15 protein-coding genes are annotated in these 21,252 nt (G+C 55.9%); 7 read left to right on the forward strand and 8 right to left on the reverse strand.

Annotated features, from left to right (window positions below; translation table 11 throughout):
- Nucleotides 1-286 precede the first annotated feature (286 nt).
- Complete coding sequence (locus CRO87_RS13875) at nt 287-1,945, forward strand: ATP-dependent endonuclease (RefSeq protein ID WP_097163533.1); 1,659 nt, start codon at nt 287-289, stop codon at nt 1,943-1,945.
- Here CRO87_RS13875 and CRO87_RS13880 read toward each other — a convergent pair.
- Complete coding sequence (locus CRO87_RS13880) at nt 1,942-2,898, reverse strand: VirK/YbjX family protein (protein WP_097163534.1); 957 nt, start codon at nt 2,896-2,898, stop codon at nt 1,942-1,944. The two genes, CRO87_RS13875 and CRO87_RS13880, sit on opposite strands and share 4 nt — an antisense overlap.
- Nucleotides 2,899-3,049: 151 nt before the next feature.
- On the opposite strand from CRO87_RS13880, the gene macA reads away from it, so the two are divergent.
- Nucleotides 3,050-4,165, forward strand: a complete 1,116-nt coding sequence (gene macA / locus CRO87_RS13885; protein WP_097163535.1) for a macrolide transporter subunit MacA — start codon at nt 3,050-3,052, stop codon at nt 4,163-4,165.
- Complete coding sequence (macB, locus tag CRO87_RS13890; RefSeq protein WP_097163536.1) at nt 4,162-6,105, forward strand: macrolide ABC transporter ATP-binding protein/permease MacB; 1,944 nt, start codon at nt 4,162-4,164, stop codon at nt 6,103-6,105. Before macA ends, macB begins: the two co-directional genes overlap by 4 nt.
- Before the next feature lie 68 nt (nt 6,106-6,173).
- Here macB and cspD read toward each other — a convergent pair whose 3' ends face one another.
- On the reverse strand, nt 6,174-6,401 hold the full coding sequence (gene cspD / locus CRO87_RS13895) for a cold shock-like protein CspD (RefSeq protein WP_097163537.1): 228 nt from the start codon (nt 6,399-6,401) through the stop codon (nt 6,174-6,176).
- 336 nt (nt 6,402-6,737) lie between these two features.
- Between cspD and clpS the strand changes: the two genes are divergently transcribed.
- Nucleotides 6,738-7,058, forward strand: coding sequence for an ATP-dependent Clp protease adapter ClpS (clpS, locus tag CRO87_RS13900; RefSeq protein WP_097163538.1), 321 nt, complete (start codon nt 6,738-6,740; stop codon nt 7,056-7,058).
- 30 nt (nt 7,059-7,088) lie between these two features.
- Nucleotides 7,089-9,365 carry an ATP-dependent Clp protease ATP-binding subunit ClpA gene (gene clpA / locus CRO87_RS13905; RefSeq protein ID WP_097163539.1) on the forward strand — a complete coding sequence of 759 codons (2,277 nt, stop codon included), beginning with the start codon at nt 7,089-7,091 and terminating at the stop codon, nt 9,363-9,365.
- Nucleotides 9,366-9,781: 416 nt separating this feature from the next.
- Here the strand turns inward: clpA and CRO87_RS13910 are convergent, their stop codons facing one another.
- From CRO87_RS13910 to trxB, 6 genes are all read right to left on the reverse strand, one after another.
- Nucleotides 9,782-10,030: a hypothetical protein gene (locus CRO87_RS13910; RefSeq protein ID WP_097163540.1), complete on the reverse strand. Its 249-nt coding sequence runs from the start codon at nt 10,028-10,030 to the stop codon at nt 9,782-9,784.
- Nucleotides 10,031-10,448: 418 nt separating this feature from the next.
- Complete coding sequence (gene infA / locus CRO87_RS13915) at nt 10,449-10,667, reverse strand: translation initiation factor IF-1 (protein WP_002211347.1); 219 nt, start codon at nt 10,665-10,667, stop codon at nt 10,449-10,451.
- A gap of 276 nt (nt 10,668-10,943) precedes the next feature.
- Nucleotides 10,944-11,648, reverse strand: coding sequence for a leucyl/phenylalanyl-tRNA--protein transferase (gene aat, locus CRO87_RS13920; protein ID WP_097163541.1), 705 nt, complete (start codon nt 11,646-11,648; stop codon nt 10,944-10,946).
- A 39-nt stretch (nt 11,649-11,687) separates the two neighbouring features.
- The gene (gene cydC, locus CRO87_RS13925; protein WP_097163542.1) at nt 11,688-13,409 is read right to left on the reverse strand and encodes a cysteine/glutathione ABC transporter ATP-binding protein/permease CydC; all 1,722 of its coding nucleotides are present in this window, start codon (nt 13,407-13,409) and stop codon (nt 11,688-11,690) included.
- A complete protein-coding gene (gene cydD, locus CRO87_RS13930) occupies nt 13,410-15,176 on the reverse strand; it encodes a cysteine/glutathione ABC transporter permease/ATP-binding protein CydD (RefSeq protein WP_097163543.1) in 1,767 nt (588 codons plus the stop codon). It abuts the gene before it with no gap.
- Between the two features lie 116 nt (nt 15,177-15,292).
- Nucleotides 15,293-16,261 (reverse strand): thioredoxin-disulfide reductase, encoded by a 969-nt coding sequence (gene trxB / locus CRO87_RS13935; protein ID WP_176504313.1) that lies wholly within the window; start codon nt 16,259-16,261, stop codon nt 15,293-15,295.
- A gap of 550 nt (nt 16,262-16,811) precedes the next feature.
- On the opposite strand from trxB, the gene lrp reads away from it, so the two are divergent.
- Together lrp and CRO87_RS13945 are read left to right on the forward strand one after the other, a co-directional pair.
- Nucleotides 16,812-17,306 carry a leucine-responsive transcriptional regulator Lrp gene (gene lrp / locus CRO87_RS13940; protein WP_000228469.1) on the forward strand — a complete coding sequence of 165 codons (495 nt, stop codon included), beginning with the start codon at nt 16,812-16,814 and terminating at the stop codon, nt 17,304-17,306.
- 120 nt (nt 17,307-17,426) lie between these two features.
- Nucleotides 17,427-21,248, forward strand: coding sequence for a DNA translocase FtsK 4TM domain-containing protein (locus CRO87_RS13945; protein WP_097163545.1), 3,822 nt, complete (start codon nt 17,427-17,429; stop codon nt 21,246-21,248).
- Nucleotides 21,249-21,252: the final 4 nt, after the last annotated feature.

Consider the following 21,252-nt stretch of genomic DNA (forward strand, 5'->3'; position numbering starts at 1 on the left):
CGCCATCCCTTCACCAGTGAAATAAAACCGATAAATCTGATTTAAGTTAATGCGTGGTCATTCCTTGTACAGGGTTGAAGTTAATTAAGTATAGATGACTTTTTTTCAGATAATTCTAACCCAGGATTAAATTCATAAATATCCGTGACTATTTGTGTGGTTATTAGTTTAGTCCAGCAAAGATATCCGCCGCGTTTAATTGGAACATTAAGTCTGACCGTGTATCACCGTCAGAGGCCTGCCGCTATACTCCTGTTATCGAAAGGGAAGTTTTAGGGGAGGGCATATGCTTCTCGAAAGAGTTGAGATTGTCGGCTTTCGCGGTATCAATCGTTTATCGTTGATGCTGGAGCAGAACAACGTCTTAATCGGTGAGAACGCCTGGGGTAAGTCCAGCCTGCTGGATGCGCTGACGCTGCTGCTCTCGCCGGAATCCGATCTCTATCATTTTGTCCGGGAAGACTTCTGGTTTCCGCCCGGCGATCTCCAGGGGCGTGAGCATCATCTGCATATCATTCTGACCTTCCGCGAACTGGAGCCGGGCCGTCACCGCGTGCGACGCTACCGGCCGCTGGAAACGTGCTGGGTACCCTGCGAGGACGGCTATCAGCGCATTTATTACCGCTTAGAGGGCGAGCTCACGGAAGACGACAGCGTGATGACCCTGCGCAGCTTTATCAACGCTGCCGGTGAATCAATTGCCCTCAACGATATTGATGCCCAGGCCCGCCATCTGGTGCGGCTGATGCCGGTCCTGCGCCTGCGGGATGCCCGCTTTATGCGACGGATTCGCAACGGCACGGTGCCGAATATGCCCGATGTGGAAATCACCGCCCGGCAGCTTGATTTTCTCTCCCGTGAACTGGTCACCAGCCCACAGAATTTGTCCGACGGGCAGATTCGGCAGGGCTTGTCGGCGATGGTGCAGCTGGTGGAGCACTATTTTTCCGAGCAGGGCACCGCTGACTCCCGCCATCGCCTGATGCGCCGTCGCTCTCATGACGAGCAGCGCAGCTGGCGTTATCTCGATATTATCAACCGGATGATCGACAAACCTGGCACCCGTAGCCATCGGGTGATCCTGCTGGGACTGTTCTCCACGCTGTTGCAGGCGAAAGGGACCGTGCGCCTCCACAAAGACGCGCGACCGCTGCTGCTGGTGGAAGACCCGGAAACGCGGCTGCATCCCATCATGCTGTCGGTGGCGTGGAACCTGCTTAATCTGCTGCCGCTCCAGCGGATCACCACCACCAATTCCGGCGAGCTGCTGTCGATGACGCCCGTTGAGCACGTCTGTCGCCTGGTGCGTGAATCATCGCGCGTGGCGACATGGCGGTTGGGGCCCGATGGGCTGAATGCGGAAGATGGCCGACGCATTGCTTTCCACATTCGTTTCAACCGTGCTTCATCGCTGTTTTCTCGCTGCTGGCTGCTGGTGGAAGGGGAGACGGAAACCTGGGTTATTAACGAACTGGCGCGCCAGTGCGGGCACCATTTTGATGCCGAAGGGATTAAAGTCATTGAGTTTGCGCAGTCCGGGCTGAAGCCGCTGATTAAATTTGCGCGGCGGATGGGCATTGAGTGGCACGTGCTGGTGGACGGTGACGAAGCCGGGAAAAAGTACGCGGCAACGGTGCGCGGTCTGCTGAATAACGATCGGGATCTGGAGCGGCTCCATCTGACGGCGCTTCCGGCGCTGGATATGGAACACTTTATGTATCGCCAGGGCTTCGACGACGTCTATCACCGCGTGGCGCAAATTCCGGACGGCATTCCGATGAATATGCGGCGGGTGATTGTGAAGGCGATTCATCGCTCCTCAAAGCCGGATCTGGCGATTGAAGTGGCGATGGAGGCAGGCCGTCGCGGCGTGGAGGCGGTGCCCGGTTTGCTGAGGAAGATGTTCTCCCGCGTGCTGTGGCTGGCACGCGGGCGGGCGGATTAACGCTGGCAGGTGCCGATAGTCTGCGCCTGCAGGCTGTCGAGCAGCTCGTAGCGGCGACGGTATTCCGAACGCTTCTTACTGGCAATCTCTTCCATCGGCTTGCGTGGCATTTCGAGCGGCAGCAGATAGTCGCCGTTGCTGTCTGCCGTCGCGCCCAGGGATGCCCAGAAGCTGTTGTAGTCGGCATGCAGTTTATCCTGCTTTTTCTTACGGTAGCGGATGTTACGATAAATATGGGTTTCGTTACTGACCGCACGCAGGGACTCTGTGCCCAAAATCTGCCCAAGCACCATCGCGACTTCGACCAGCAGGCGTTTCGGGAACAGGCCGTTGCAGGATTTGGTCGCAGTCTGAATCAGATCGTGGGGCACGTGGTTTTTCGCCCCCTGCATCCCGCCAATATAAAGCGTTTTTTTGCCGTTAAACCGGCAAAGCGTGAAGGTGAGTTCGGCCAAAACGGTATTACTGACATCACAAAAAGTCAGCGTCGCTTCACCTTCTTTATCGAGCATGGCGTCGGCGCACAGGCGGATGCTGAATGTCTGCTCATCGCGCCCGGTCAGCGTTACCAGCCAGGCTCCCTCTTCGCTGAGGTAGGCGTTCATCACCTTGTGTGGCAATCTCTGCGCAAAAAGCTGATAGTGTGTGGTCAGGGCTTCGGCGGCATTCTGGCGTGCCATATTCATCGAAACCCAGGGGCGGTGCAGGCGGCAGGGTAAACCTGGCTGCACGCTCAGCATATCTTTCAGCTGTGGCTGAACGGCCAGGCGGGAAAGCAGCGTGGCGGTGGTGAAGGGCGCCAGCAGGGAGCGCAGCATAAACTTGCGGCGATAAGCAGGGTTTTGCCAGGCAAGCCCGGGCTGCAACTCTCCTTTCGCCAGCTGGCGGAACAGCTGCCAGGCTGATTTCAGAGTGGGGTGTCCGGAGTAGGAAAATTCTGCAACATGTGACATAAAAAAGTCCGAGCCATAAAGGAAAACCCTATTTCATCAACACTTCCTTCAACGCAAACGCAACGGCCCCCTGGGCGCCAACAAAGACGGACTTCCGTTGAAGAAATGTTTAGATACAATCATCCCCGGAAAACACATATTTAGGATTTTTATGAAGCTGAAGGGAAAGCGCAAAGGTTTATATCTGCTCCTCATCGCGGTTGTTTTGCTGGCAGGATTTTGGCTGTGGCGAACGCTGAACGCGCCGGTGCCAAACTATCAGACCCTGATCGTGCGCAAGGGCGATCTGCAGCAGAGCGTGCTGGCAACGGGGAAACTGGACGCGGTGCGCAAGGTTGATGTGGGTGCACAGGTGAGCGGGCAGCTGAAAACGCTGTCGGTGGCGATCGGCGATAAGGTCAAAAAAGATCAGTTATTGGGCGTGATCGATCCTGAGCAGGCGCAGAACCAGATCAAAGAAGTGGAAGCGACGCTGATGGAGCTGCGTGCCCAGCGCCTGCAGGCGCAGGCGGAGCGCAAGCTGGCGCAGGTCACCTACGCCCGTAATCAGCAGCTGGCGAAAACTCAGCTTATTTCCCGCCAGGATCTCGACACCAGTGCGACGGACGTGGCGGTAAAAGAGGCGCAGATTGGCACCATTGACGCGCAGATCAAGCGTAATCAGGCCACGCTGGACACCGCCAAAACCAACCTCGACTACACCCGAATTCTTGCCCCGATGGCGGGCGAAGTGACGCAAATCACCACGTTGCAGGGCCAGACGGTGATTGCGGCCCAGCAGGCACCCAACATTCTGACGCTCGCCGATCTCAGCACCATGCTTGTGAAAGCGCAGGTATCAGAGGCTGACGTCATCCACCTGAAGCCCGGGCAGAAAGCCTGGTTTACGGTGCTTGGCGATCCGCTGACGCGCTATGAAGGCACGCTGAAGGACATTCTGCCGACGCCGGAAAAAGTGAACGACGCCATTTTCTATTACGCACGTTTTGAAGTGCCGAACCCGCAGGGCGTGCTGCGCCTGGAGATGACCGCTCAGGTGCATATTCAGCTGTCCGGCGTCACGAACGTATTAAGCATTCCGCTCTCAGCACTTGGCGATGCGACGGGCGATAATCGCTACAACGTGCGCCTGCTGCGCAACGGCGAAGTCAAAGAGCGCGAAATTACCCTTGGCTCACGTAACGATACCGATGTGGAAGTGGTGAAAGGCCTGGAGGAAGGCGATGAGGTGATCACCGGCGAGGGCAAACCCGGGGCCGCGAAATGACGGCGCTGCTGGAACTCAGCAAGATCCGCCGTAGCTATCCTGCCGGTGATCAGAGCGTGGAGGTACTGAAGGGCATCACGCTCAGCATCAATGCCGGAGAAATGGTGGCGATTGTTGGCGCGTCCGGCTCAGGTAAATCGACGCTGATGAACATTCTTGGCTGTCTCGATAAACCGACCAGCGGGACCTATAAAGTGGCGGGTACAGACGTCGCCACGCTCGACGGTGATGCGCTGGCCCGCCTGCGTCGCGAACACTTTGGCTTTATTTTTCAGCGCTATCATCTGCTGGCGCATTTAAGCGCCGCGCAGAATGTGGAAGTGCCCGCCGTCTATGCGGGCACCGAGCGAAAGCGGAGGCTCGAACGGGCGCAGCAGCTGTTGCAGCGCCTCGGGCTTGGCGATCGCGTGGATTATCAACCTTCCCAGCTTTCCGGCGGCCAGCAGCAGCGCGTGAGTATCGCCCGCGCGCTGATGAACGGCGGGCAGGTGATTCTGGCCGATGAGCCGACCGGGGCACTCGACAGCCACTCCGGCGAAGAGGTGATGGCGATTCTCCATCAGCTGAAAGCGCAGGGCCACACGGTGATTATCGTCACCCATGACCCCGCGGTGGCGGCGCAGGCAGAACGCATCATTGAAATTCGCGACGGTGAAATCATCAGCAACCCACCTGCCAAAGCGGCCGCGGTGAACGCCGATCGCATTACCGCTGCGGCTGACGTTGCCGGATGGCGGCAGTTCGTTAGCGGTTTCCGCGAGGCGCTGACCATGGCCTGGCGGGCGATGGCGGCCAACAAAATGCGTACGCTGCTGACCATGCTGGGCATCATCATCGGCATCACCTCGGTGGTTTCTATCGTGGTGGTAGGCGATGCGGCCAAGCAGCTGGTGCTCGCCGATATTCGGGCGATTGGCACCAACACCATAGATGTCTACCCCGGCAAAGATTTTGGCGACGACGATCCACAATACCAGCAGGCGCTGAAGTATGACGATCTGCTGGCGATTCAGAAGCAGTCGTGGGTGCGCTCGGCGACGCCCGCGGTATCGAAAAGTCTGCGATTACGGGTGGGCAATACGGATGTGTCCGCAAGCGTGGAAGGCGTGGGCGCACAGTATTTTAACGTCTACGGCATGACCTTCAGCGAGGGCAATACCTTCAACGAAGTGCAACTCAACGGGCGTGCGCAGGTCGTGGTGCTCGACAGCAACACGCGCCGTCAGCTTTTCCCGAACAAGGCTCGCGTGATCGGCGAAATTATCCTCGTGGGGAATATGCCCGCCACCATTATTGGCGTGGCAGAGGAAAAACAGGGGATGTTTGGCAGCAGTAAAATACTCCGCGTCTGGCTGCCGTATACCACTATGGCCGGGCGGGTGATGGGGCAGTCATGGCTCAATTCCATTACCGTGCGCGTGAATGAAGGTTACGACAGCACCCTTGCCGAACAGCAGCTGACCCGCCTGCTGACGCTGCGCCACGGCAAGAAAGATTTCTTTGCCTGGAATATGGACAGCATCTTGAAAACCGCCGAGCGGACCACACATACATTACAATTGTTCTTAACGCTGGTGGCGATTGTCTCGCTGATCGTGGGCGGCATTGGAGTGATGAATATCATGCTGGTGTCCGTCACTGAACGCACCCGTGAAATCGGCATTCGTATGGCGGTAGGTGCAAGAGCCCGCGACGTGTTGCAGCAGTTTTTGATTGAGGCGGTGCTGGTTTGTCTGGTGGGTGGCGCGCTGGGCGTTTCGCTGTCGCTTATCATCGCCTTTACGCTCCAGCTGTTCCTGCCGGACTGGGGGATTGGTTTTTCGCCGCTGGCTTTGCTGATGGCGTTTATCTGTTCGACGCTGACCGGCGTGTTGTTTGGCTGGTTGCCCGCGAGAAACGCCGCAAGGCTCGATCCGGTGGATGCCCTGGCGCGTGAATAAAGCACAGAAAAATGCCAGTCGTCAGGACTGGCATTTTGTGCAGGGGATGGTCACAATGGACTGAAGCGTTACGCGACCGCGGCGGCTTCTGCTTCAACAGGCACAATCACGCTGGCGTGGTTGCCTTTCGGTCCCTGGTGGACATCAAACTGGACGGCTTGTCCGGCTTTTAACGTTCTGTAACCATCCATCTGGATGGTAGAGTAATGAGCGAAGATGTCTTCGCCACCGCCTTCAGGGCAAATAAAACCGAACCCTTTAGCATTGTTGAACCACTTAACAGTACCCATTTCCATACATCGACATCCTTCGAGAATCTTCTATTTCAGATGGAAAGAACCGGTGGTGAAATCGACGGGCTGTTCAAAACCTCGCCATCTCTCGCCTGTACAATTTAGATAAATCAGGCAACGCGTCAAGCGACAGATAGCGAAGTACGGTGAAAAATGCATCAAAATTTGAAGCAGTTAACGCTATTGCAAGGAATGTGACCCGGGTCGCGAATAGCAGGAATAGCGAATGGCAGTAATAGAGGATAGTTATCTACGCTTTACTGTAGATTCAATGTAAACCGGCTCTGGTCAGTGACGGGATGTTTCCCGCCGGAGCGTAACTGAAGATGAACACTGACAATGGGTAAGACGCGTGACTGGCTGGATTTTGACCAGCTAACCAAAGACCAGGTACGCGATGCGCTGCAACCGCCGTCGATGTATAAAGTGATATTGCTCAATGATGATTACACGCCAATGGAGTTTGTTATTGACGTGTTACAGAAATTCTTTTCTTATGATGTAGAACGTGCCACACAGCTGATGCTCGCGGTTCACTATCAGGGGAAAGCGATTTGCGGGGTGTTTACCGCGGAAGTCGCCGAAACCAAAGTTTCGATGGTGAACAAGTACGCCAAGGAAAACGATCATCCGCTGCTGTGTACGCTGGAAAAGGCCTGATTTCAGGCATTCAAATTGGGGGAGGTGCCTATGCTCAATCAAGAACTGGAACTCAGTTTAAACATGGCTTTCGCCAGAGCGCGCGAGCACCGTCATGAGTTTATGACCGTCGAGCATCTGTTGCTGGCTCTGCTCAGCAACCCATCCGCCCGCGAAGCGCTGGAAGCCTGCTCCGTGGATTTGGTGGCGCTGCGTCAGGAACTCGAAGCCTTCATCGAACAGACCACGCCGGTACTGCCTGCCAGCGAAGAAGAGCGCGACACACAGCCGACGCTCAGCTTCCAGCGCGTACTGCAGCGTGCCGTATTCCACGTTCAGTCTTCCGGCCGCAGTGAAGTCACCGGCGCCAATGTGCTGGTGGCGATTTTCAGCGAGCAGGAGTCACAGGCGGCCTATCTGCTGCGCAAACATGAAGTGAGCCGCCTCGACGTGGTGAACTTCATCTCCCACGGCACGCGTAAAGACGAGCCGAGCCAGTCTTCCGATTCCGGAAGCCAACCGAACACTGAAGAGCAAGCAGGCGGGGAGGATCGTATGGAAAACTTCACCACCAATTTGAACCAGCTTGCTCGCGTGGGCGGCATTGACCCGCTGATTGGCCGCGACAAGGAGCTGGAGCGCGCCATCCAGGTACTGTGCCGTCGACGTAAAAACAACCCACTGCTGGTTGGTGAGTCCGGCGTCGGGAAAACCGCGATTGCCGAAGGGCTTGCCTGGCGTATCGTGCAGGGCGACGTGCCGGAAGTGATTGCCGATTGCACCATTTACTCGCTTGATATCGGCTCGCTGCTGGCGGGCACCAAATACCGCGGCGATTTCGAAAAACGCTTTAAGGCGCTGCTGAAACAGCTTGAACAGGACACCAACAGCATTCTGTTCATCGATGAGATCCACACCATTATCGGGGCGGGAGCGGCGTCGGGCGGCCAGGTGGATGCGGCTAACCTGATTAAACCCCTGCTTTCCAGCGGTAAAATTCGCGTAATTGGCTCCACGACCTATCAGGAGTTCAGCAATATTTTCGAAAAAGACCGCGCGCTGGCGCGTCGCTTCCAGAAAATCGACATTACTGAACCGACCGTGGAAGAAACCGTGCAGATCATCAACGGCCTGAAACCGAAGTACGAGGCGCACCACGACGTGCGTTACACCGCGAAAGCGATTCGTGCGGCGGTGGAGCTGGCGGTGAAATACATCAACGATCGTCACCTGCCGGATAAGGCGATCGACGTGATTGACGAAGCGGGCGCGCGGGCACGTCTGATGCCGGTCAGCAAACGCAAAAAAACCATCAACGTGGCGGATATCGAGTCCGTGGTGGCGCGTATTGCGCGCATTCCGGAGAAGAGCGTCTCGCAAAGCGATCGTGACACGCTGAAAAACCTCGGCGACCGCCTGAAAATGCTGGTGTTTGGTCAGGATAAAGCCATTGAGGCGTTAACCGAAGCCATCAAAATGAGCCGTGCGGGCCTTGGTCAGGATCACAAACCTGTCGGGTCATTCCTGTTCGCCGGGCCGACCGGGGTCGGGAAAACCGAAGTCACCGTGCAGCTGTCGAAAGCGCTCGGCATTGAGCTGCTGCGTTTCGATATGTCTGAATACATGGAGCGCCACACGGTGAGCCGCCTGATTGGTGCGCCTCCGGGCTATGTGGGCTTTGACCAGGGCGGTCTGCTGACGGATGCGGTTATCAAGCACCCACATGCGGTATTGCTGCTCGATGAAATCGAGAAAGCGCACCCGGACGTCTTCAACCTGCTGCTGCAGGTGATGGACAACGGCACGCTGACCGACAACAACGGCCGCAAAGCGGACTTCCGCAACGTGGTGCTGGTGATGACCACCAACGCCGGGGTGCGTGAAACTGAGCGTAAATCCATTGGGCTTATCCATCAGGACAACAGCACCGACGCGATGGAAGAGATCAAGAAGATCTTCACGCCGGAATTCCGCAACCGTCTGGACAACATCATCTGGTTCGATCACCTGTCAACGGATGTGATCCATCAGGTTGTCGACAAGTTTATCGTCGAACTGCAGGTGCAGCTGGATCAGAAAGGCGTGTCGCTGGAAGTGAGTCAGGAAGCCCGCAACTGGCTGGCCGAAAAAGGCTACGACCGCGCGATGGGTGCCCGTCCGATGGTGCGTGTCATTCAGGACAACCTGAAAAAACCGCTCGCCAACGAGCTGCTGTTTGGCACGCTGGTGGACGGCGGACAGGTGACGGTGGCGCTGGACGCCAAGAAAAACGAGCTGACCTACGACTTCCAGGCGGCTCAGAAGCGCAAGCCGGAAACGGCGCATTAATTAAATGCTGCGTGTGAAAGCCGGGTGTATACCCGGCTTTTTTTTTACTTGCGGCAGCATGATCGGTTATCTTCCGTGCGGTATTGCTAATATTAAAGCTATCGCTGATCTAACTTTTTTATTTTAAGCATAATGTTATTTTTAGGCATTCCGATTTTTTGCCGCTAGCGGATTCATATTCTGGTACATGTGACAGGTCATGAATATTGAATGGGAAGGCGTCATTGGCGAATGAGGAATATCACAGACATTCTGCATTGTGCTTAGGTGAAATATAATGAGGTTGTATTTTTCTTGGTCACTTTTTGAATTTTATGTCAGAGGCTAAAATAGCGTCCTGAAAGTTGAAACGAAACTATGGTTGTGTCTGAAAACCCCACGGTATTAAACCGCGGGGTTTTCAGACACGTTGGTGCTTAGCCAATTACGTACTTACTGATATCATTCAGGAACTTGGTGAAGATATTCTCAATTGACCGGCCCAGCGTGTTGCCGAAGTTGCTGCCGGTCTGGATGGCGTCAGTAACGTCATAATTTGTGTTCAGCTTGTCGTTCAGAGAAGACGTAATTTGCCCAAATATGTTACCGAAGAAGCTGCTCAATGAATCCTGAACGTAACCTGCACCGCTTACGTTTGCAACTTCAACTGCTGATAGTTCTTTCATTTTTAGCATCCTTATTATTAGCTATTTGAGGTGTTCCTCACAGGCAATAATAATGAGTGAAACGAATGATAGGTATAGTAATATTTCCATTGTGCGTGAAATTTGAATCATTTATGGATTATAAAATACAGTTAATGAATGTGATTTTGAAAAATATAATACAGCTAAATGTCTCAGGTGGATAATAAAAAATAAAACCCGGGCATTCAAAATGAGTACAATGTAATCGAATGATTTAATGAGCACCGGACGTGTGTCGATGGGGCGAAAAATAACGCAGCGTTAGGGTACGCCGAACAGAGTGCCGATGGCCTGGCGAGGAACCTGGATGCGGGGGTAGTAAAGGGCAGGGCGTAAAAAAGGCCGGATAACGCTATCCGGCCTCTCGCATTCGATTTGCCCGAAGGCTGGACGTCAATTAGCGACTACGGAAGACAATGCGGCCTTTGCTCAGGTCGTACGGGGTCAACTCAACAGTCACTTTGTCGCCCGTCAGAATGCGGATGTAGTTTTTACGCATTTTACCGGAGATATGCGCTGTTACCACGTGACCGTTTTCCAGTTCTACGCGGAACATAGTGTTAGGTAACGTATCGAGAACGGTACCCTGCATTTCAATATTGTCTTCTTTGGCCATCTAGTCCTCGGGGGTATTACTACCATAGTTTTGAACCGGCAAGATAATGCCGAAATTCAGCAATTAAGTAAAGATTTACCCGTCATCTTTCAGCCTCACGCCGCTGTGAAGGGTAAAAAAGAAATCGTTTTTGCGCATTGCCCGTCTCTCAAACATGACATCTGTATGATGAGCGCAAACGTATAAGGGGGGATTCCTGAGACGATAGCGGGGCAACAGGCAGAAACGACTTCCGGCACAATTATATCACCCTGACAAAAAATGTGCCGAAAACATTTACACTGCAGGCGAAAAGAGCACCCGTGGCACCCAGAAATGACCTGGGAGAGGCTGTGTCCGCATCACGGCAAGGTGCTCAAGATAGGCGCGACGAGGGATTTCAACTGCGCCAAGTGAGGCCGTATGGCTGTTCAGCACCTGACAATCCATCAGCTTACCGCCTGCGCTGGCAAACGCCTGCGAGAACACCAGCAGCGCACTTTTGGAGGCATTTTCTGCCTGGCTGAACATCGATTCGCCGCAAAATAATGCCCCCTGAGCGACGCCGTACATGCCGCCAACCAGTTCGCTACCGAGCCAGACCTCAATCGAGTGCGCATGCCCGAGTTCGTGCAGACGATGATAGGCCTGAACGATGCTGTCGGTTATCCAGGTTCCTTCTTCACGGTTATCCGCGCAGCCTTCGATCACCCGGCCAAACGCATGATTGAGCGTAATTCTGTAAGGGGACGATTTATGAAAGCGCTTCATGCTGCGGCTAACGTGAAAAGCTTCCGGCCACAGCACGGCTCGTGGATCCGGCGACCACCAGAGGATGGGGTCACCGGGGGAAAACCAGGGAAAAATGCCGCGTTGGTAAGCCATCAGCAGCCGCGCCGGGCTGAGATCGCCACCCAGCGCAAGCAAACCGTTAGGCTCGCGCAGGGCACCTTCCGGCGACGGGAAGGTAATGGAATGACGTGACAACTGGACCAGCCGCATACTTCACAACTCCACGCCTGATAATAGAGAAAGAGTAGCTCACAGACGCTGTCTGAACTGGTAATAACGCCCTTGTCGGGCCAGCAATTCTGCGTGATTACCTTGCTCAATAATCTGGCCGTTGTCCATCACAATTATTTGATTAAATCTTGCCAGGCCGCGAAGGCGATGCGTAACCATCAGCACAGTTTTATCGCGCATGACATCCGCCAGTAAATCAAGGATTTGTGCCTCCGTAGTGGCGTCAAGTCCTTCGGTGGGCTCATCAAGCAACATCAGCGGCGCGTTGTGGAGCAGGGCGCGGGCAATGGCCAGACGGCGCAGTTCTCCACCAGAGAGTTGACGACCGCCTTCGCCAAGCCAGCTGTTGAGGCCGCCGTCTTCAAGCAGTTTGTCCAGACCGGTACGCAAAAGAACGGCGGAGAGTGCTTCGTCTGTCGCATGAGGTGCGGCCAGCAGCAGGTTGTCGCGCAGCGTGGCGCTGAACAGGTGCACGCGCTGGGGCACCATGCTCATGCTGCGTCGCAGCGTCATTTCATCAAAAGAAGACAGCGGTTGCTGGTTGAGTAAAACTTCGCCGCGCTGCGGATCCCAGGCGCGTGTCAGCAGCTGCAGAAGCGTTGATTTTCCGCACCCGGTACGACCCAGAATGGCGACGTGCTCGCCCGCGTTAATGTGAAGCGAAATGTTGTCCAGAGCGGGCTGTGTCTGCTGCGGATAGCTGAAGCCGATGTCTTTTAGAATCAGACTGACATGCTGAGGGGGGGCGGCAGAAGCAGAAGGGAAGGTGACTTCCGGCTGCTGTGTCGTCAGTTCCGTGATGCGCGACGCGGAGGCTATCACCTGGCCAAGATGCTGGAATGCAGCGGTGACCGGCGCCAGCGCTTCAAAAGCGGCCAGCGCACAGAAGACAAACAGCGCGATCAGCGGACCTGGCTGCATGTTGCTGCCGACGCCGCCTGAGGCCATCCACAGCATCACAATAACCGCAGTGGCGCCCATCAGTAGCATCAGCGCCTGGGAGAGCGCCGTCAGCTCTGACTGACGACGTTGGGCGTCGTGCCAGTTCATTTCGGTCTGTTCCATCTGCTCACGATAGCGGGTGCTGGCGCCAAAAATGGTCAGCTCTGCCTGACCGTGCAGCCAGGACGTCAGCTGCTGACGGTACTCTCCGCGCAGCCGGGTCAGGCTTTCACCAGTAGGCTTACCGGCGCGGTAAAACAGCGGCGGCAGGGCGACGAGCGTCAGCAGCATAATGCCGCCCAGGGTAAGCGCTAAGGTGACATCGAGGAAGCTCAGACCAAAGGTGACCACCAGAATCACCACCAGGGCGCTAATCAGCGGTGAAATCACGCGCAGATAGAGATGATCGAGCGTGTCGACGTCCGCGACAATGCGGTTCAGCAGTTCACCCTGGCGAAAACGCGCCAGCCCGGCAGGGGAGAGCGGCAGCAGTTTGCTGAAGGTGAATACTCGCAGATGTTGCAGCACGCGGAAGGTGGCATCGTGGCTGACCAGACGCTCGAAATAGCGTCCGGCCGTGCGGGTAATAGCCGCACCGCGTACGCCCGCGGCGGGCAGCATATAGTTAAAACTGTAGGCTCCGGCAAACCCTGCGACCGCCGAGGCAGAGAGGAACCAGCCGGAAAGGGTGATCAGACCAATGCTGGCGAGCAGCGTGACAATTGCCAGAATAATACCCAATGACAACAGCCATTTATGCCGCTTATAAAGTGCCAGATAGGGGGCTAAAACACGCATTTAAATCTCCTCCTGGCGGTGAGCGAGCAGGCGGGCAAATTGCCCCTTCGCCTGAGCAAGCTCTGCGAACGAGCCCTGTTCTACGATCTGACCCTGGTGCATCACCCAGACGGCATCCCAGTCGGCAAGGTTTTCCAGCTGATGTGTGACCATCACGGTCGTCTGATTGGCGGAGGCTTCCGTCAGCGCATGCATCACTCGCTGCTCGCTGTGGGCATCAAGGCTTGCGGCGGGTTCATCCAGCAATAACAAACGGCAAGGGGCGAGCAGGGCGCGGGCAACCGCCACGCGCTGCGCCTGACCAACGGACAAGCGGGCGGCCTGATCGCCTACGGGCGTATCAAGCCCCTGGGGAAGCTGTTCGATAAATTCGCTAACCCCGGCGCGATCCAGCGCGTGTTGCAGCATAAGTTCGCTGGCCTGTGGGTCGGCGAGCAGCACGTTTTCGCGCAGGGTATGCGCCGGAAGCTGCGGGTTTTGTCCCACCCAGCTCAGCAATTGCCGCCAGGCGTCAGGATCGAGCGTATTAAGTTCGCTGCCGTTGACGGTCAGGGAGCCTTCATAAGGCAGGAAACCGGCCAGCGCATTGAGCAGCGAGGTTTTTCCCGACCCGCTCTGACCCACCAGAACGATACGTTCACCCGCCGCAAGCTCAAAGCTGATTGGCCCGGCCAGCGCTTTCCCTTCCGGAGAGGTGATGATCAGGTCGCGGGCGATCAGGCTCACGTTTTGATTTTTCTCAGGCACAACGCTGCCGCGCTGTGGCTGTGCCAGCGGCGCTTCCATAAACGTTTTGAGGCTGTCTGCTGCGCCAACGGCCTGTGCTTTAGCGTGGTAAAACGTGCCAAGATCGCGTAATGGCTGGAAAAACTCCGGGGCCAGGATCAGGGCAAAAAAGCCAGCCAGCAGCGCGACCGGGGCACCATAGCTGCCAAAATTGAGCTCACCGAGATAGGAGAAGCCAAAGTAGACCGCGACCACGGCGATGGAGAGTGAAGTGAAAAACTCCAGTACCCCGGAGGAGAGGAAGGCGAGGCGCAGAACTTCCATCGTACGCTGGCGGAAGTTCTCGGAAGCCTGACGAATATTATCCGTTTCTGCTTCTCCACGTCCGAAAAGACGCAGCGTATCCATTCCGCGCAGGCGGTCGAGGAAATGGCCGCTCAGGCGTGCCAGTGCAAGAAAGTTGCGGCGATTAGCGTCTGCGGCTCCCATACCGACCAGCGCCATGAACAGCGGAATCAGTGGGGCGGTACATAACAGGATTAAGGCAGCCGCCCAGTTCAACGGGAAAATTGCCAGCACGATCAGCAGCGGGACAGAAGCAGCAAGCGCCATTTGCGGTAAATAGCGTGCATAGTAATCATGCATATCTTCGATTTGTTCGAGAATGAGCGTGGCCCAGCTTCCCGCGGGTTTACCCTGAATCCAGGCGGGACCCGCCTGCTGCAGCCTGTCGAGCACGTTCCGGCGGATCTCAAAGCGAATATGCTGCCCGGCGTGAAACCCGACACGTTCACGCAGCCAGACGACCCAGGCGCGCAGAATAAAGACCAGAACCAGCAGAATAAAGGGCAGCAGCAGCGCTTCGCGGGGGATATTCTCCATGATCATATGATGAAGAATACGGGCCAGCAGCCAGGCCTGGGCGATGATCAGTACTCCGCTGACGACGCCCAGCAGACGCGAAAGCATCAGCCAGCGGCGTGAAAGGATGCTTTGCTGTTTTAACCAGCGGGTAAGCTCTTGTTGACGGGTTTTATTCATTGGCGCGCTTAGCAGGTGTCTTATAGGAAATTATCGGGCGCGCCAATGTTACAACGAGGATAAAAGAAAGGCGACTTATCGTCGCCTTATTTACCTTTGTTACTGACTTGTAAAGATTATTTAGCCTGATCGGCCAATCCGTCAAGATAACGCTCTGCGTCCAGCGCGGCCATGCAGCCGGTGCCCGCAGAGGTGATGGCCTGACGGTAAATGTGGTCCATAACGTCGCCGGCGGCGAACACGCCAGGGATGCTGGTCTGGGTGGCGTTGCCGTGGATGCCGGACTGCACTTTGATGTAGCCGTTCTCCAGCTCCAGCTGACCGTCGAAAATGGCGGTGTTTGGGCTGTGACCGATAGCGACGAACAGACCTGCGACTTCGAGAGACTCGATGTTATCGCCGTTCTGCGTATCGCGCAGGCGCAGACCGCTGACGCCCATTTGATCGCCCGTCACTTCTTCCAGCGTGCGATGAGTGTGCAGCACGATGTTGCCGCTTTCCACTTTATCCATCAGACGTTTAATCAGGATTTTCTCCGCACGGAAGGTATCGCGGCGGTGGATCAAGTGCACTTCAGATGCAATGTTCGCCAGGTAGAGCGCTTCTTCAACGGCCGTGTTACCCCCGCCGATGACGGCGACTTTCTGGTTGCGGTAGAAGAAACCGTCGCAGGTCGCGCAGGCAGAAACGCCGCGGCCTTTAAAAGCTTCTTCTGAAGGCAGTCCCAGGTAACGGGCGGAAGCACCGGTGGCGATAATCAGCGTATCACAGGTGTAATCACCGCTGTCGCCGGACAGGCGGAACGGACGGTTCTGCAAATCGACCTTGTTGATGTGGTCGAACAGGATTTCGGTTTCAAATTTCGCCGCGTGCTCATGCATGCGTTCCATCAGCAGCGGACCGGTCAGATCGTTCGGGTCGCCTGGCCAGTTTTCCACTTCGGTGGTGGTGGTCAGCTGACCGCCTTTTTCCATGCCGGTAATCAGTACCGGGTGCAGGTTCGCGCGTGCCGCGTAGACCGCTGCGGTATAGCCCGCAGGTCCAGAACCAAGAATAAGCAGTTTACTGTGTTTGGCCGTGCCCATGAGATCCCCATAAATGTTGGCAGACAATGGGCGGGATTGTAGGGAATTTGCCGAACTAATAAAAGAGTGCAGAAATTTTGTTAACGATATGTGTAATAGATTCGGTCAATCGATTGCTGGTTTTATCGACGACGGTGATAACAAATTCTACTGCTATCGGGATGATTATAAGGAGATAACATGAGGATCAAGCCGGGGCGATAATGAATATCTGGCATGTTGTACTAAAAATCGATGTTTTGCTTTGACAATCCCCTGTGCTTTTGCGAAAACAATGAAGAGAAAAAAAAGCAGTGTTTGTCGTGTGGTGAATTTTCATGCATGCAAACGCCATTTTTAACCGGGTCAGCATTATCGGCGCATGGCGTGGACAGACGCCATACGAGATAACGGTGGCTGCCAACAGGCAACGGCTTCTCAACACGTACCCTTGGGTTGTGCGTGGTATCTGGTAACAGATTTTTCACGCAGACGACGGGCACAGGCTCTGAACAGTGAAGTGAACAGAGTCACGACGGGAGTAGGGAAGGAATACAGAGAGACAATAATAATGGTAGATAGCAAGAAGCGCCCAGGCAAAGATCTCGACCGCATCGATCGTAATATTTTGAACGAATTGCAAAAGGATGGGCGAATTTCCAACGTCGAGCTTTCTAAGCGAGTGGGACTTTCTCCGACGCCTTGCCTTGAGCGCGTTCGTCGGCTGGAAAGACAAGGGTTTATTCAGGGCTATACCGCGCTGCTGAACCCGCATTATCTGGATGCATCGCTGCTGGTCTTTGTTGAGATAACTCTGAATCGTGGCGCACCGGATGTGTTTGAACAATTTAACGCCGCTGTGCAAAAACTTGAAGAAATTCAAGAATGTCATCTGGTTTCCGGTGATTTCGACTACCTGTTGAAAACACGCGTACCGGACATGTCAGCGTACCGTAAGTTGTTAGGTGAAACCCTGCTGCGCCTGCCGGGCGTAAACGACACCCGTACCTACGTGGTGATGGAAGAAGTCAAGCAGAGTAATCGTCTGGTTATTAAGACGCGCTAACACGGAACAGGTGCAAAATCGGCGTAAGTTGATTACACTCCTGTTAATCCATACAGCAACAGTGCCGGGGAGACCCGGCGCTGTTGTCCGTTTTAGCATCAAGGACCTGGAGAGCCTTTCTTGAGCCAGGAATACACTGAAGAAAAAGAAGTCACCATTAGCAGATTAAGCAGCGGGCGCCGTCTTCTCGAAGCGCTTCTGATCCTCTGTTCTCTTTTTGCCATCTGGCTGATGGCCGCACTGCTCAGCTTTAATCCCTCCGATCCCAGCTGGTCCCAGACCGCCTGGCACGAGCCGATCCACAATCTTGGCGGCATGCCAGGGGCATGGCTTGCGGATACGCTGTTTTTCATTTTTGGCGTGATGGCCTACACCCTGCCGGTGATCATCATTGGCGGCTGCTGGTTTGCATACCGACACCGGGCTACGGATGAATACGTCGACTACTTCGCCGTTGCGCTGAGGCTGATTGGCGTGCTGGCCATCATCCTGACGTCCTGTGGGCTGGCGGCGATTAACGCAGACGACATCTGGTATTTCGCCTCCGGTGGCGTTATCGGCAGCCTGCTCAGTACCGCGCTACAGCCCATGCTGCACAGCAGCGGCGGCACCCTGGCGCTGTTATGCATCTGGGCAGCAGGACTCACGCTGTTTACCGGCTGGTCCTGGGTCAGCATTGCCGAGAAAATTGGCAACTGGATCCTGAACATCCTTACCTTCGCCAGTAACCGTACGCGCCGGGATGACACCTGGGTGGACGACGAAGAGTACGAAGACGAAGAAGATGAACATGCAGAAGCCCCGCGCAATGAAGGCCGTCGTGCCCGTATCCTGCGAGGTGCTTTAGCGCGCCGTCAGCGAATTACCGATAAATTCAGCAATCCGATGGGGCGTAAAACAGATGCAGCGCTGTTCTCCGGCAAACGGATGGACGAGTCGGAAGAAGAGGTTCAGTACAGCGCTCGCGGGCAGGCCGCGGATGCCGATGATGTTTTATTCTCCGGCAGCAGCGCTTCACGTCAGCCAGCCGCTGATGATGTCCTTTTCTCTGGCAACAGCGCGACGCGCCCTCAGGAATGGGATCAAAACGATCCGTTGATGAACGGGCATTCCATTGCCGAACCGTTGGCGGCCGCAGCGGCAGCAACAGCCGCGCCGCAAGCCTGGGCTGAGCCTGCTGCGCCAGCAGTCGAAATGCCCGTGGCTCAGGTAGAATGGCAGGCCGTACCAGCGCCACACACCCCTGAACCTGTGATTGCTCCATCTCCGGACAACTGGCCGCCGCAGGCTCCGGTTGCTAAACCCGAGTACGTGCAACCCGAGGCCTTCCGCCAGCCACCTGCGATTGAGGAACTCTGGCAGGATCCTGCCCCATCTTATGCTCAGCCAGAACCTACCTGGCAGCCTGAGGCACAACATCAGCCGGACGCTCAGTTCTACGCTGAGCCGCAGCATCAGCCTGCGCCACTGGCTGAGCCACACATAGCGCCAGAAACACCCTCTTTACCAATGGCGGAGCCAGAAGAAGAGATCAAACCACAGCGTCCACCGCTTTACTATTTCGAAGAAGTGGAAGAGAAGCGCGCACGTGAACGTGAGCAGCTCGCTGCGTGGTATCAGCCAACGCCGGAACCGGCAACGGTCATGCCGACCATGCCTGTGCCTTCTGCACCAGCGGTTGATCCTCTGGCCGCTGTTGCACCCGTCGCAGCAAGCGTGCATCAGGCCACCGGGGCCGCGAGCACTATTGCAGCAGCCGCTTCCGCAACGCAGATGTTCAGCCCGGCTGAGACACCTCGCACGCAGGTTAAAGAAGGCATCGGTCCACAGTTACCGCGCCCGAACCGCGTTCGTGTTCCCACTCGTCGTGAACTGGCCTCCGCTTCGTTTGGCATTAAGCTGCCTTCACAGCGCATGGCGGAAGAGCGTGCGCGTGAACAGGAGCACCAGCAGCACTATTCAGATGAGCTGATGGGAGATGAAGAAACGGATGCGCTGCATCAGGATGAACTGGCCCGCCAGTTTGCTGCGACCCAGCAGCAGCGCTACGGTGAGCAGTACGACGACAACGGCTACGACGAATCTGCTGATGACGAAGATTCTGCTGCAGAAGCGGAGCTGGCGCGTCAGTTTGCTGCACAGCAACAGCAGCGCTATTCCAGCGAACAGCCGCAGGGTGCGAATCCCTTCTCGCCAGCGGATTACGAATTTTCGCCAATGAAAACGCTGGTTGATGAGACGCCGAAAGCGCCGATGTTCACACCTGGCGTGATGCCGGAGCAGCCTCAGCAGAGCTATACGCAGCAGCAAGCACACCAGCCGCAGCAGCAGGCCTATCAACAGCCCGCGCAGCAGGCTGTGCATCAACCACAGTCACAACCGCAGCCGCAGCCGGAGGAAAGCCTCATTCACCCGCTGCTGATGCGCAACGGCGACGACCGCCCGCTGCAGAAACCGACTACGCCACTGCCGTCGCTGGATCTTCTGACCCAGCCGCCGAGCGAAATCGAACCGGTGGATACCTTCGCGCTGGAGCAGACCGCGCGTCTGGTAGAAACCCGCCTGGCTGATTTCCGCATCAAGGCAGACGTGGTGAACTATTCACCAGGCCCGGTGATTACCCGCTTTGAGCTGAATCTGGCTCCTGGCGTGAAAGCAGCGCGAATTTCTAACCTGTCGCGCGATCTGGCTCGTTCATTGTCTACCGTTGCGGTACGCGTGGTGGAAGTGATTCCAGGCAAGCCTTACGTGGGCCTCGAACTGCCGAACAAAAAGCGTCAGACCGTGTACCTGCGTGAAGTGCTCGACTGCGCCAAGTTCCGTGAAAGCCCTTCACCGCTGACCGTGGTGCTGGGTAAAGATATCGCGGGCGACCCAGTGATTGCCGACCTGGCCAAAATGCCTCACCTGCTGGTGGCCGGTACAACCGGTTCCGGTAAATCGGTGGGCGTGAACGCCATGATCCTCAGCATGCTGTATAAAGCGACGCCGGATGACGTTCGCTTCATCATGATCGACCCGAAAATGCTTGAGCTGTCGGTTTATGAAGGCATTCCGCACCTGCTGACAGAAGTCGTGACGGACATGAAAGACGCCGCCAACGCCCTGCGCTGGAGCGTCAATGAAATGGAGCGTCGCTACAAGCTGATGTCGGCTCTTGGCGTGCGTAACCTTGCCGGTTATAACGAGAAAATCGCCCAGGCCGCGCAGATGGGTCGTCCGATTCCAGACCCATACTGGAAGCCGGGTGACAGCATGGCGACGGAACACCCGACCCTTGAGAAACTGCCTTATATCGTCGTGTTAGTGGATGAATTTGCCGACCTGATGATGACCGTCGGTAAAAAAGTTGAAGAGCTGATTGCTCGCCTGGCGCAGAAAGCGCGTGCGGCGGGGATCCACCTTGTGCTGGCGACTCAGCGTCCTTCGGTGGATGTCATCACTGGCCTGATCAAAGCGAACATCCCGACGCGTATCGCGTTTACTGTATCGAGCAAAATTGACTCCCGAACCATTCTCGATCAGGGCGGTGCAGAATCCCTGCTGGGCATGGGTGACATGCTCTATGCCGGGCCAAACTCCAGCGCGGCACCAACGCGTGTCCACGGTGCGTTTGTCAGGGATCAGGAAGTGCATGCCGTTGTTCAGGACTGGAAAGCGCGCGGTCGCCCACAGTATGTCGATGGCATTACGAATGATACCGAAAGCGAAGGCGGTGGCGCCGGTCTGGACAACGGTGAAGAGCTCGATCAGCTGTTCGACCAGGCGGTCAACTTTGTGACGGAAAAACGTAAGGCGTCCATTTCGGGCGTGCAGCGCCAGTTCCGTATTGGCTACAACCGTGCGGCGCGCATCATCGAGCAGATGGAAGCGCAGGGAATTGTCAGTGAAGCGGGCCATAACGGTAACCGTGAAGTGCTGGCTCCGCCGCCATTTGATTAATTAC

The organism is Enterobacter sp. CC120223-11 (assembly GCF_900215375.1).
In the GTDB taxonomy this organism is placed as follows: domain Bacteria; phylum Pseudomonadota; class Gammaproteobacteria; order Enterobacterales; family Enterobacteriaceae; genus Scandinavium.